This is a genomic window from Sphingorhabdus sp. 109 (assembly GCF_902506555.1).
In the GTDB taxonomy this organism is placed as follows: domain Bacteria; phylum Pseudomonadota; class Alphaproteobacteria; order Sphingomonadales; family Sphingomonadaceae; genus Parasphingorhabdus.
In genome coordinates this window covers 481678-494426 of record NZ_LR732707.1, presented here as the reverse complement: position 1 = coordinate 494426, position 12749 = coordinate 481678, and the positions used below count along the sequence as shown (strand labels likewise).

Genomic DNA, 12749 nt, shown 5'->3' with positions numbered 1-12749 from the left:
CTAGCCGCCCGTCAGTTGCGCGACAATAGCGTCGCCGATTTCGGCGCTGGACGCCGATCCGCCCAGATCGTGGCCCAGAACGCCCTGCGCGAGCACCGCCGCAACCGCTGCTTCGATCCGGCTGGCTTCCGTTTCCATTCCGAAACTGTGGCGCAACATCATCGCAGCCGACAGGATCATTGCCGAGGGATTGGCGATCCCCTGCCCCGCGATATCCGGCGCGCTGCCGTGAATCGGTTCGTAGAGCCCCTGCGTTCCTTCGCCAAGCGAGGCGGATGCCAGCAGGCCGATAGACCCGACGCACATACTGGCCTGATCGGACAGAATGTCGCCGAAGAGATTACCGGTCACCACAACATCAAACTGGCCCGGGTTGCGCACCAGTTGCATCGCAGCATTGTCGACATACATATGGCTAAGTTCGACTTCCGGATAGTCCGCAGACAGCTCGATCATCACGTCGCGCCACAATTGCGACGTTTCCAGCACATTTGCCTTGTCGACCGAGCAGAGCCTTTTGCCGCGCCCCATGGCGGTCTTGAAGGCGACATGGCCGATCCGCCGGACTTCATTCTCGTCATATGACATGATGTCATAGCCTTCGCGCAGGCCCTCGGCGGTCTGGCGGATGCCTTTCTCTCCGAAATAAACGTCGCCATTCAGTTCCCTTACGATCACGACATCGATGGTCCGCGCGATCTCTGCTTTCAGACCGGAAGCATCTTCCATGCCGGGGAACATTTTTGCCGGACGCAGATTGGCAAAGGTCTGCATTTCCTTGCGCAGGCCGAGCACCGCCTGTTCAGGGCGCAAATGACGCTCCAGATTGTCACACGACGGGTCGCCAACCGCACCGAACAACACCGCGTCCGCGGACTTCACCAGCTCCAGCGTTTCCGGTGGCAGCGGGTGACCATACTTGTGATAGGCCATACCACCTACATCTGCGTGATCGAGACAGAGACCCGGGAGGTTCATAGCCCCCAGCACGCGCAGCGCCTCGACCATGATTTCCTGACCAATGCCGTCGCCGGCGAGCACTGCAATATGCATAAGAGTTCCTTCCTGTAAGCGCGCCGCTTCCTGCCGAGAATCGCGCGATTAGGCAACCACCCTTTTCAACCGATCGACCAGCACGGTGCGCGCCGCCATCACATCCTTGCGCCGGTCTTCGAAAAAATGACGTTTCAGGAAAAATCCGGTGACCCGCAGACCAGCAAAAATATCGTCCCATTCCGGCGATGCGGGCTGTTTCAGAAAGGGGGGGAGCGGGAGCAGGCGCTGCTTATATTCCTGCCCTGCAAAGGCGCTGACCGCAGTCGCACTCTTCGGGCTGATATAGACCAGATCCTCCTCCGCCCCCGTCACCGCGCATTTGTCCAGCGTCAGACCGAAGCCCAGTTCCGAGAGCAGCAGCAGTTCGTAGCGCACCAGCGCCACCGCCCAGCCTTTCGCGGACGGAGCGCCGCAAATCGCATCAAGCAGGGCGGACAAGGCAGCATAAAGTTGGGGATAGCTATGCTCTTCCGGCAGGATCGCTGCCGTCAAAGCCGTCACCCAGTCCAGCGCGGCGCTCGCCAATGGCTCGCCCAGAAAGGGCCCGCGGCTCAGTTGCAATTCCGCTGTCATCGAGGCCAGCTGCTCCTCGGTACGGGACCGATAGTCAGCCTGCACAATATTGGAGGGGATCAGTACCGGCCGCATCGTCCCCGAATGCGCGCCGCGCACATAGCCGGAGACCAGGCCATTTTCGGGTGTCAGCGAGCGCACGACTGCGCCATGCTCGCCATGGGAGCGCACCGAACAGATAATCGCGGATGTCCGGAGACTACCCATGAAAATAGTCGTAAATCTTTTGCGCCACGGTCGCCGATACGCCCGGCGCGCCCTGGAGGTCGTCGAGCGATGCGTTTTTGACGGCCCGCGCGGTCCCGAAATGTAGCAGCAGCGCCTTTTTCCGGGCCGGACCGATGCCGGGTACATCGTCCAATGAGCTATGGCCGACGGCTTTGGCGCGCCGCGTCCTATGTGCGCCGATGGCGAAGCGATGGGCTTCGTCGCGAAGCCGCTGGAGATAGAAAAGCACCGGACTGTTCATCGGCAGGTTGATTTCGCGACCGTCGGGCAGATGAAAGGTCTCCCGCCCGGCGTTGCGGTCCGGCCCCTTGGAGACGCCGATCATCATCACATCCTCGACACCGATTTCGGCCAGAGCCCCGCGCGCGGCGCTCATCTGGCCCTTGCCGCCATCGATCAGCACCAGATCGGGCCACTCGCCTTTTTCCCGATCCGGATCTTCCTTCTGCGCGCGGGAGAAACGCCGCTCGAGCACTTCGCGCATCATCGCGAAATCGTCACCCGGCGCAATATCCGGATTTTTGATGTTGAATTTGCGATAGGCGTTTTTGCGAAAGCCCTCGGGCCCGGCGACAACCATCCCGCCGACCATATTCGTCCCCTGAATATGGCTGTTATCGTAGATTTCGATCCGGTCGGGCACCGCTTCCAGTTCCAGCAATTCGACCATCTCACGCATGATTTTCGCTTGCGTAGACGTTTCCGCCAGACGCCGGGATAGCGCTTCTTCGGCATTGCGGCTGGCCTGGGCCAGCAATTTCCGTCGATCCCCGCGCTGCGGTTTGGAAACGCTCACCTTATAATCCGCCTTGGTGCTCAGCGCCTCGGCCAGCAATTCCGCATCAGGCAACTCGCGGTCGAGCAGCACCAGCTTGGGTGGCGGCATCTGTTCGTAAAATTGCATCAGGAAGCTGGAAAAGACCTCGTCTATCGCGACATTGCTGGTGTGGGCGGGAAAGAAGCTGCGATGCCCCCAGTTCTGGCCGCCGCGAATGAAAAAGGCCTGGATACAAACGCTGGATCCTTCCGATGCCAATGCGAAGATATCGGAATCCGGCAGCCCCTGCGCGTTGATCGCCTGACTGCCCTGGATGAAGGTCAACGCTTTCAGACGGTCCCGGTAGACCGCCGCCATTTCGAAATCGAGAGCATCGGAGGCTTTTTCCATAGCCTCGCCCAGCTTGTTCTGCACGGCTGTGGATTTGCCGGACAGGAAATCCCGGGCATCCTCGACCAGTTCGGCATAATCTTCCTTGCCAATCCGGTCGACACAGGGTGCCGAGCAACGCTTGATTTGATAGAGCAGGCAGGGCCGCGACCGGTTGTTGAAGAAACTGTCGGTGCAACTGCGCAACAGGAACAGTTTCTGCAAGGCGTTGATCGTCCGGTTGACCGATCCCGCGCTGGCAAAGGGTCCGAAATATTGCCCCTTGGTCCGCTGCGCGCCGCGATGTTTGGTGATGCGCGGAAAATCATGATCTTCGCGCAGCAGGATGAATGGAAAGCTCTTATCATCGCGCAACAACACATTGTAAGCTGGCCGGAACTTCTTGATCAGCTGCGCTTCGAGCAACAAGGCCTCTGCCTCACTGCCGGTCGTGACGATAGTCATCGAACGGGTCTGCGCAACCATTCGCATCAGTCGCTGCGGCAGCCGGTTCAATTGCACATAGGCACCAACCCGCGCCTTGAGCGAGCGCGCCTTGCCGACATAGAGGACGTCGCCACGCTTGTCCTGCATCCGGTAGACGCCTGGCCTTGTCGGCAGGGTGTTCAGAACCTCGCGGATTGCCGCCATGCCGGCTTCAAGATCGGGCGTATCCCCCTCGCCGCGCACGGCATAGGTCGCCTTGTCCTCGTTGAACCGGGACGCGGCATTGGGTTGGTCGGGACGGTCGGCTTTGGACATGAGGCATATCTAGGATGACCGGCAGGGCTTTGCCAGTCACAAGATATAATCCTTTCCCGCTCACGGGAAAGGAAAGGATTAGTTCAGGGTTTTGCCAATGTCGCCGATGGCTTTGTCGATCAGGCCCTTGTCGGCTGCGGCATCGTGCCGCGCAGCGATCAGCGATTCCGCCGCCTGTGTCGCAGCGGTTGCCGCCTTGGCGCGGACGGCAGCGATTGCGGAGCGTTCGGCAGCACCGATCTTCTCTTCGGCCATTTTCTTGCGACGCGCCACCAGTGCCTTGGTTTCCGCTTCAGCTTCCTTGACCAGGATCGCGGCTTCTTTTTCAGCGCTGTCCATCAGCGCTTCGATTTCCGCCTGCGCACCGGCAGTCTTGGCTTCATATTCGGCTTTCAGCGCTTCCGCTTCCTTGCGCAGATCAGCGGCTTCGTCGAGCGTCGTCTTGATCTCGGCAATCTTGTTGTCGAGCATACCGCCGACAAGCTTTGGCACTTTCGTCCACAACATGATCGCAAAGACGACCAGAACACCGACCGCAACCCAGAAGGTTGGATCCTGAAGTGGACCGCCAGCGCCTGCGCCCTCTGCCAAAATCGTCAATAGCATATTCTATCTCCTTCAGCAGGCGCTCAGAAAGCCGCCTTGACCGCCTTCTTTGCGTCCGTTGCCGTGACCTTGGCACCGGATACCGTCTTGACGATAGCCTGGGCGGCTTCTGCCGCAACGGCTTCGATTTCTTTCATTGCTTCGCTTTGCGCCGCCTTCAGCGCAGCATCAGCCTCGTCCGCTTTCTTTGCAATCGCGGTGTCGGCCCGTTTGATGGCTGCCTCGTTTTTCTTGGCAACCTTGGCTTTGGCTTCGTTGACCTTGCTCACCGCATCGGCCCGTGCATCATTGATGCTCGCGCGATAATCGGCTTCGATCTGCTCGGCCTTGTCCTGCCCGGCCTGTGCCGCAGCAAGGTCGTCGGAAATCCGCTTTTGCCGGTCATCAACGGTTTTGCTGATCTTCGGCACCATATTCTTGGCGATGCCAAAATAAATGATACCGATGACGATCAGCAACCAGAAAAACTGGCTGCCATAGACTTCCATAAGCTGACTAATTTGAGGCATTATTCACCCGATGTTTCGAGACGCAAATAGGCAATTTTGGGGCGGGCCGAACCTGTCGGCCCGCCGTCAAATCATTCAGCGAGTTCGGCTGCAGGAGCTTCTTCAGCTACTGGTGCTTCAACGGCAGCTGCTTCAACAACAACTGCTTCAGCTGGCGTAGCGGCTGGTGGAGCGTACAGAATCATCATTGCAACAGCGAAAGCGATCAGGCCGAGCAATTCAGCAGCAGCAAAGCCGATGAACAGACGTCCCTGCTGGCCGTCAGCAGCAGATGGGTTGCGCAGAGCGCCTTCGAGGAAGGATGCGAAAACATTACCAACACCGGATGCAGCAACACCGATACCGATTGCAGCGATACCAGCGCCGATTACTTGTGCAGAAGCGAGATCCATTTTTTAAACTCCGTATTGAAAAATTAGGATTGAAAGTGACTTAGTGAAGATTTTCCGCATCGCTGATGTACAGAGATGTCAGAAGAGCGAAAACATAGGCCTGGATGGCGCATACCAGAAGTTCCAGTGCGCTGACAAATGCGATGAAGAGAATGCTCAGCAACGCGATACCCCAGCTGGCACCGCCGGCGTCAATGGCCTGAACCACGAAGCTTGCGAACACCTTGATCAGAATGTGACCCGCAATCATCGCCACGAACAGCCGCAGCGCGAGGCTGAACGGACGAACGAGGAACGACAGCAGCTCCACCGAGAAGATCAACGGCATCATCCACACCGGCGTACCGTGCGGGATGAACAGGCTGAAAAATTTGAAGCCGTGCTTCCAGAAACCGACAATCAACACGATCGAAAAGCTGATGGCAGCGAGCAGGCCGGTAACGGTAAACTGGCTGGTCACCGTGAACGGGTGGATGCCCGGAATAATCCCGAACGGCATCATGCCGAGAAGGTTGGAAAACAGGATGAACATGAACAGGGTGAACACCCAAGGCGTATATTTCTTGCCGTTGGGACCGATGCTGTTGGCGATGATATTGTCGATAAAGCCGACCACACCTTCAACCATGACCTGCCAGCGTCCGGGAACCAGTTCCCGCTTCATTCCGCCCATCATGAAAACATAGAGCAACACGAGGACGACAAACATCCACAGTGCGCTGTTCGTGAAATCAATCTGCTGACCGAACAGAGTGAAGCCATCAAAGATGGGCTGCACTTCAAATTGGTGCATTGGATCAATTTTGCCTTCGGTCGCCACTAATATAACCCCTGATCGTCAATCGTCATCATCTGGTAACGCCGTACCGATGTCATCCACCGGCTGGCTCGAAATCATATAAATCTTCCTGAATGCCACGCCCGCTCCAAGAAGGAAGAACAGCAACAGGAACAATGGCGTCGTTCCCAGCCAGGTGTCAAAAAGCCACCCGAGAAGAAAACCGGCGGCCACGCCCCCGATCAGATAGCTTAGCACCCTTGCGCCGAGCCGCTGACTTTCGTCTGGCCCTTTGTTCCGGTGCCCTGCTTTGATCCTCTCTCTATTCTGTGCCAATTCCAGTCGCTCTTCCAGCGACGAAACCCGCACATCCTCTTCGAGGGGATCCCGATCAGATTCGCTTGCTGCCATTACAACCCCCTTAAAGCCCCAAATAGCGCCGAAAAGAGCCTTGAACAACAGCAGGCCGACCCGCCAAGGCGCGGTCCGTTTAGGAAAGCAGCGTGCCCAAGTCAACAGCAATGCTGCGACGCAGAAACTTGGTTGTTTTGGCGGCCGGATATTCGGCTGGTCGACACTGAAATTCCATACCGCTCAACCGCTGCAGCCGGGCTTTTGAACAGCGTTTCGCCGCCTGCCGGAGCGCGCCCTTCTCCCGCCAGTACCGGAGATCATTGGCGGAACAATGTCGCTTTTACGGCCTGCTCCTGTTTTCTCGCCCTTCCCGCAGCGCTATATGCTAGCGCGGGCACCATGCAAGCAGCCGGGGACGACATGTGACATTTGATCTGAAGAATCTCGACCTGTTCGTGCGTGTGGCAGCGCTCGGGGCGATTGGCAAAGCCGGTGCCGAGTTCAATCTTTCGCCGACCAACGCCACCCAGCGCATCCAGGCGCTCGAGTCCGATCTTGGCGTCAAGCTGCTGAACCGGACCACGCGCTCGATATCGCTGACCCCCGACGGCGAGGTGTTCGTCGATCATGCCAAACGCATTCTCGACGCCGCCGAAGAGGCTCGGCAGGTGCTCTCCCAATCGACCAATTCGGCATCCGGCCTGCTCCGGGTCACCGCATCGGCAACATTCGGGCGCGCTCATATCGTGCCGTTTCTTTCGGATTTTCTCGAGCGGCACCCCGATGTTACGCTCGACCTCAATCTGACAGATGCGGTTATCGATATTGTCGAGCAAGGCTATGAACTGGCCTTCCGGATCGGCGAACTGGCGCCTTCCTCTCTGCTCGCGCAGAAAATTGATGCCAATCCCGAATGGCTGGTCGCCTCACCAGCCTATCTGGAGCGCGCGGGAAGACCTCAAAAACCGGCAGATCTTGAAGATCATGCCTGCCTGCCGCTCGGCAATATGCGCCATTGGCAGTTGACCGGTCCGGATGGCAAGATTCACGACGTGACGGCGACAGGGCCGGTGGCCGTGAACCATGGCGAAGCGATGAGCGTGCTCGTCCGCGCCGGCGTCGGAATCGGTCTGGCGGCACTTTGGCATGTCGGACCCGATATCAGGTCCGGCCGGCTCGTCCATGTGCTGCCAGACTATCGGGTTGCGCGGGAACCCAATATCTGGGCCGTGCGTCCACCGGGCCGGGTTATGCCTGCGCGGGTCAAAGCCTTCCTCGATTTCATGCAGCGGCGAATCATCGAGACCAACCGGCAGCGCTACGGCGGCCTGATCTGAACAATTATTTTGCATTACAAAATAATGAATTTCATAATTGGAAGATAGCACCAATAATCAAAACTGTTATGATCGTGCCCAACAACAAAGGAGCTATTATCATGACTTTGACATCCACACCCCCGGCATCCTCTTCCGATACGTTCGACAGCATATCGCAGGACGAGAATATCATCCCGGCCAATGGCGACCGCAACCCGGACGGACTGAATGGCGTTCACGACATCACCTTTTATGCCAAGCACCGGCACACCGTTAAGGTATTCGATCCGGACCGTAAAATCACCCCGGAGAATGTCGACAAAATTCGCGACCTCTTGCGTTTCAGCCCGTCGAGCACCAATGCCCAGCCGTGGAAGTTCATTCTTGCATCAACCGAGGAAGGCAAGAACCGGGTCGCCAAGGCGACTGACACACACTATCCGTTCAACAGCCCCTCCATCCGCAACGCATCGCATGTCGTCGTCTTCGCCAGCCGCCTCGCGATCGACGAAGATTTTCTGTTTAAAGTCCTCGACCAGGAAGAAAAAGACGGCCGGTTCGAAGCCGACCCCGAAACCTTCCGCGCCCAGATGCACGGTGGCCGCAGCATGTTCGTCAATCTTCACAAGCAGGATATGAAGGACGTCCAGCACTGGATGGATAAGCAGGTGTATCTCAACATCGGCCAGTTCCTGCTCGGTGTCGCGACGCTCGGCATTGACGCAACCCCGATGGAAGGCATCGAAACCAGGACCCTCGACGAGGAATTCGGACTGCGTGAGCAAGGCTATAACAGCCTCGTTGTGGTCGCCCTGGGCTATAGCGACGAAGAAGCGGACTATAATGCCAAGCTGCCAAAATCGCGTCTGCCGCTTTCCGAAATTCTGACCGAAGTCTGATCCCGGCCGATCGAAAACCGAAAGTCAAAGGACACCCGCATAATGACGAAAAAGACTCTTGCTTCGATCGCCACCGCACTCTCCGCGACCCTGGTGGCCTGTCCACCGGCGGTTGCGCGAGATACGGCCCCCGCCGCAGATGCAGCACCGGCTGCCGAGATCGTCCTGCCCGACGATGTCCGGTGGGGACCACTTAACGCCGCCCGTGGCGATGCCAGTCCGCGAGCCGGCAACCTCTGGGGTGATCGCACCACTCCGGGCGCATCCGGTTTTCTGGTAAAATTCGAAGAAGGCTTTGCCTCGCCGCCGCATATTCACAATGTCACCTATCGCGGTCTCGTCATCGAGGGCCTGATGCACAATGACGATCCGGACGCCGCCAATATGTGGCTGCCCCCCGGCTCCTTCTGGACCCAGCCGGCCGGTGAATCCCATATTACAGCGGCAAAAGGCTCCAGCAATCTCGCCTATATCGAGATCCAGGACGGCCCCTATCTGGTCAAACCGGCCGACGAAGCCTTTGACAATGGCGAACGGCCGATCAACGTCGCCCCCTCCAACCTAGTCTGGCTTGATGCCTCTGATATTGATTGGCTAGAGCTGCCGGAGAGCGCGAAAGTCGGCAACCCTCCCCAAATGGCGTTTCTCTGGGGCAACCCGCAGCCGGGGGCATTAAGCGGGACCTTGCTGAAACTGCCCGCCGGTTTTTCCGGCGAAATCCGGGGCAACGGCTCGCCCTTGCGCGCTGTTGTCATCCAGGGGGCGATCAGCCATAGCCTGAGCAACAGCGGCGTCGCCCAAACTCTGCCTCAGGGCAGCTATTTCGGGTCCGAAGGATCATCAGGCCATCAGATCACCTGCTCCCCGGACAGCGAATGCATCATCTATTTGCGCACCACCGGATCGATCGTGCTCCACTAAATGAAGCGGAAACGATCAACCGGATCGGGAGAGGGAATATGACGTACGTCAATTTCGCCACCTTTGATGATGCCAACGAACAGGACATCCGCTGATGACCGCCCGCGCTATCGTGAACTATTATGTCGCGGGTCCGCAAGACCTGTCGGTCTATATTGACCCCGACGGTACCGCCGGCCGGGTGGATAGCCCCGAGCTTCAACCGGTACAGGTTGAGGTCGAAGATGCGCGCTCCGGGATACGGCCGATATTTGCGCAGGACAGCCTGGCCTTCCGGCACAGCCCCTCTGCGGTTTTCGACTTCGGAGAAAATGCCGGTTGGCACGATGATTATGAACGGGAACTGGAGGCGCTGCTGGCGCGCGAGATCGGTGCAAAAGAGGTCGTCATTTTCGATCATACGGTACGCATCGACGATCCGGATTCGACCCGCAGGCCGTCGCGCAACGTGCATAGCGATTATAGTGCGGCTGGTGCCCATCAGCGGCTCCGCGACATATTGGGCGATGCCAGAGCCGCAATATGGGAAACCGGGCGTTTCGGCTTCGTCAATGTCTGGCGCCCGATCGGCAAGCCGGTGGCCAGCGCACCGCTGGGCTTCGTCCGTCCGCGATCGGTCTCGTCCGGAGACTGGTTGCCGGTCCGGCTGGTCTATCCCGATCGCACCGGCGCAATACTGGGTCTGGCAGCCAACGATCAACACGAATGGATCTATTTTTCCGCCATGGCCCCAAATGACGTCGCCATATTCAATATTTACGACAATAGCGGACTAGCACCAATCGCGCACAGCGCGCTGGATATCGTCGACGACAGGACTTCGAAATCAACCCGCACCAGCATCGAGAGCCGGACCCTGGTACGCTATTGAGAAAGGACCGCATATGCTCATGACAATATTGATAACCGGAGCAACCGACGGAATCGGGCTGGAAACCGCCAAGGCGCTGAGCGCAGCAGGGCACAATATCCTGCTGCACGGGCGTAGCGAAGAAAAGCTGGTCGCTACCAGAACCGTGCTCGACGCTGTGCCCGATCATGGTGTCACCGAGACCTATGTTGCCGACCTTTCCGATATGGCTGCAGTCGAAGCCCTGGCGGCAGCGGTGGCGACGCGACACAAGCGGGTTGATGTTCTGATCAACAATGCAGGGGTCTTCGCGGTTCCCGACGGGCGCACGGCGGACGGCCTCGATATACGTTTCGTGGTCAACACCATCGCCCCCTATCTGCTGACGAGGCGGCTTTTGCCCCTGCTGGACAAGTCCTCCCGGGTGGTGAACCTGTCGTCGGCGGCGCAGTCACCGGTGGATCCGGATGCACTGTCCGGCAAAGCGAGCCTGTCCAACAGCGCCGCCTATAGCCAGAGCAAACTGGCGCTGACCATGTGGTCGCACAGCCTCGCCCAAGAACTGGCGCCAGACGGCCCGATGATCGTGGCAGTCAACCCCGGTTCGTTTCTCGGCACGAAAATGGTGCGAGCTGCCTATGGGGCAAAGGGCAATGATATAGGGATCGGTGTCGATATTCTGGCGCGCGCGGCTTTGTCCGAGGAATTTGCCGGCGCTTCCGGCCTCTATTTCGACAATGACAGTGGCCGGTTTGCTAGACCCCATCCGGACGCGCTGGACCCGAGCAAATGCGAGCAGTTGGTGAACAGCCTCGATACGATCCTGCAGAGACTTTTCAAGCGATAGAATTCGACGTTCATCAGGAGAAGCTGGCTGACTATCATCATTCACATCAGCATCCCCACAAAATGATAACGCGACGATCCACTCGCTGTCGCGAAATGCCGAAAGACCGGGGACCGGGCCAGTGTCTTCCCAAGACACGTCGCTACCGATGACGGCCAGCGCGTTGTTACTTGCTCCGGCTGATCGCAATCAACTGACAGGACTGTTGAGCTTTCAAGCAAAAATCTTCAGGAGGCGACTATGATTTTCGCAACCCTTGTTCTGCTGTCACTCGGTCTGGCGATGGATGCCTTTGCTGCAGCCGTCGCCCAGGGCGCAGCCAGTCGCCCCAGCCGATCCACCGCCTTGCGGATGAGCTTTGCTTTCGGTTCTGCCCAAGCGGTGATGCCCCTGTTGGGCTGGACGTTGGGAATGGCATTTGCCGCTGTCATGCAATCAGTGGCTCACTGGATTGCGTTTGTCCTACTGGCGATATTGGGTTTGCGGATGATCCGGGAAGGATTTGATCGTGATCCGGAGGCCCCCAGCAAGGATCTGACGCTCTGGCCATTGCTCGTCATGGCGATTGCTACCAGTATCGACGCGGCCGTAGCCGGGATCACCCTGCCAAGCTTTGGCGCGCCTATCCTGCTGGCCTGCCTTCTAATCGGACTGACTACTTCGCTGCTCGTCTATCCCGGGGTCTTTCTCGGCGCACAGCTAGGTACAAAGGTCGGCCAATGGGCCGAGGTGCTGGGTGGATTGATACTGATCGGCCTGGGGGCAAAAACCTTTATTGCCCAACAGTATTTTCCAGTGTGAAGAAAAAAAGCGCACCAATCTGATCGGCACGCTTCTTATTTTCGTGTGGGTGCAAGGGCGCTCAGGGGCAGCGCGGATCCCGGACCGGGTCGCTCGCATCGCGTGTGTTCCAGGTTCCGGCCGGCGTCTGGTATTTCTCGCCCGGTGCCGTCCGCATGATCAGGTTACAGCCCGACGTAAAAGCAAATTGTTCAACCGTCGAATTGGTTTCCTGCGCCTTGCGGGTATAGGCCGCCTTGCGCTTGATATTGATATCCTCGACCAACGCCTTGATCGCCGGAGACGGCGACGTCACATAGCCGAGATAACCGTCAGGCTTTTCGCCGATAGCACCCGATGCCCGTGCCGCGGCATAAGCGGGATCGCGCTGGGCGATAGCCGGTACGGCCACTGCTGCGGTTAAAACCAGTCCGCCGACTACGGCCAAGGCCTTGTTTTTCTTCATATAGTCAAACATTAGAAAATATCCGCTTCCTCGTTGATTAGATCTTTCGCATCGCCGTCGAGACGATAGACCACTTCCTGTTTTATATTGATATTCAGATTGATCACGATCGGTTTGTCCGGCGCAGTCACCTGCACGCAGCCGGAAAACCCGATCAATGCCCCGAAAATCAGGCCGGCAGTGGTTAAGCTCCTCATATTATGATGAATCGCACCATATGTGCGATCCGTCAATTGGCTTGTCTGATAAAGCATCTTCGCTT

15 protein-coding genes and 1 pseudogene are annotated in these 12749 nt (G+C 58.0%); 6 read left to right on the top strand and 10 right to left on the bottom strand.

What is annotated here, in order from left to right; genetic code table 11:
• The 8 genes and pseudogenes from leuB to BOSE62_RS02405 all read right to left on the bottom strand — a co-directional run bounded on the left by leuB (window position 1) and on the right by BOSE62_RS02405 (window position 6462).
• Complete coding sequence (gene leuB, locus BOSE62_RS02440; protein WP_159641228.1) at window positions 1-1053, bottom strand: 3-isopropylmalate dehydrogenase; 1053 nt, start codon at window positions 1051-1053, stop codon at window positions 1-3.
• 48 nt (window positions 1054-1101) lie between these two features.
• Complete coding sequence (gene recO, locus BOSE62_RS02435; RefSeq protein ID WP_159641225.1) at window positions 1102-1836, bottom strand: DNA repair protein RecO; 735 nt, start codon at window positions 1834-1836, stop codon at window positions 1102-1104.
• Window positions 1829-3766 carry an excinuclease ABC subunit UvrC gene (uvrC, locus tag BOSE62_RS02430; RefSeq protein WP_159641222.1) on the bottom strand — a complete coding sequence of 646 codons (1938 nt, stop codon included), beginning with the start codon at window positions 3764-3766 and terminating at the stop codon, window positions 1829-1831. The genes recO and uvrC overlap by 8 nt, the downstream gene beginning before the upstream one ends.
• A gap of 78 nt (window positions 3767-3844) precedes the next feature.
• On the bottom strand, window positions 3845-4372 hold the full coding sequence (locus tag BOSE62_RS02425) for a F0F1 ATP synthase subunit B family protein (protein WP_159641219.1): 528 nt from the start codon (window positions 4370-4372) through the stop codon (window positions 3845-3847).
• A 23-nt stretch (window positions 4373-4395) separates the two neighbouring features.
• Window positions 4396-4881: a F0F1 ATP synthase subunit B family protein gene (locus BOSE62_RS02420; protein WP_089132724.1), complete on the bottom strand. Its 486-nt coding sequence runs from the start codon at window positions 4879-4881 to the stop codon at window positions 4396-4398.
• A 173-nt stretch (window positions 4882-5054) separates the two neighbouring features.
• Window positions 5055-5273 (bottom strand): annotated as a pseudogene (locus BOSE62_RS02415) (F0F1 ATP synthase subunit C); the annotation flags it as partial.
• 40 nt (window positions 5274-5313) lie between these two features.
• Entirely contained in the window at window positions 5314-6066 is a 753-nt protein-coding gene (locus BOSE62_RS02410; RefSeq protein WP_159641213.1) for a F0F1 ATP synthase subunit A, read from the bottom strand.
• Window positions 6067-6111: 45 nt separating this feature from the next.
• Complete coding sequence (locus tag BOSE62_RS02405; protein ID WP_159641210.1) at window positions 6112-6462, bottom strand: AtpZ/AtpI family protein; 351 nt, start codon at window positions 6460-6462, stop codon at window positions 6112-6114.
• A gap of 365 nt (window positions 6463-6827) precedes the next feature.
• On the opposite strand from BOSE62_RS02405, the gene BOSE62_RS02400 reads away from it, so the two are divergent.
• The 6 genes from BOSE62_RS02400 to BOSE62_RS02375 all read left to right on the top strand — a co-directional run bounded on the left by BOSE62_RS02400 (window position 6828) and on the right by BOSE62_RS02375 (window position 12042).
• Window positions 6828-7742, top strand: a complete 915-nt coding sequence (locus BOSE62_RS02400; RefSeq protein WP_159641207.1) for a LysR family transcriptional regulator — start codon at window positions 6828-6830, stop codon at window positions 7740-7742.
• A 101-nt stretch (window positions 7743-7843) separates the two neighbouring features.
• Window positions 7844-8623 (top strand): oxygen-insensitive NAD(P)H nitroreductase, encoded by a 780-nt coding sequence (nfsB, locus tag BOSE62_RS02395; protein WP_159641204.1) that lies wholly within the window; start codon window positions 7844-7846, stop codon window positions 8621-8623.
• 42 nt (window positions 8624-8665) lie between these two features.
• Complete coding sequence (locus BOSE62_RS02390; protein WP_159641201.1) at window positions 8666-9544, top strand: DUF4437 domain-containing protein; 879 nt, start codon at window positions 8666-8668, stop codon at window positions 9542-9544.
• 94 nt (window positions 9545-9638) lie between these two features.
• Entirely contained in the window at window positions 9639-10415 is a 777-nt protein-coding gene (locus BOSE62_RS02385) for a CmcJ/NvfI family oxidoreductase (protein WP_159641198.1), read from the top strand.
• Window positions 10416-10434: 19 nt separating this feature from the next.
• Window positions 10435-11241 carry an SDR family NAD(P)-dependent oxidoreductase gene (locus BOSE62_RS02380; RefSeq protein ID WP_201295631.1) on the top strand — a complete coding sequence of 269 codons (807 nt, stop codon included), beginning with the start codon at window positions 10435-10437 and terminating at the stop codon, window positions 11239-11241.
• 240 nt (window positions 11242-11481) lie between these two features.
• A complete protein-coding gene (locus tag BOSE62_RS02375; RefSeq protein ID WP_159641192.1) occupies window positions 11482-12042 on the top strand; it encodes a manganese efflux pump MntP in 561 nt (186 codons plus the stop codon).
• A gap of 61 nt (window positions 12043-12103) precedes the next feature.
• Here BOSE62_RS02375 and BOSE62_RS02370 read toward each other — a convergent pair whose 3' ends face one another.
• Window positions 12104-12499, bottom strand: coding sequence for a YdbL family protein (locus BOSE62_RS02370; protein ID WP_236553792.1), 396 nt, complete (start codon window positions 12497-12499; stop codon window positions 12104-12106).
• Window positions 12499-12684, bottom strand: a complete 186-nt coding sequence (locus tag BOSE62_RS02365) for a YnbE family lipoprotein (protein ID WP_159641189.1) — start codon at window positions 12682-12684, stop codon at window positions 12499-12501. Before BOSE62_RS02365 ends, BOSE62_RS02370 begins: the two co-directional genes overlap by 1 nt.
• Window positions 12685-12749 lie beyond the last annotated feature (65 nt).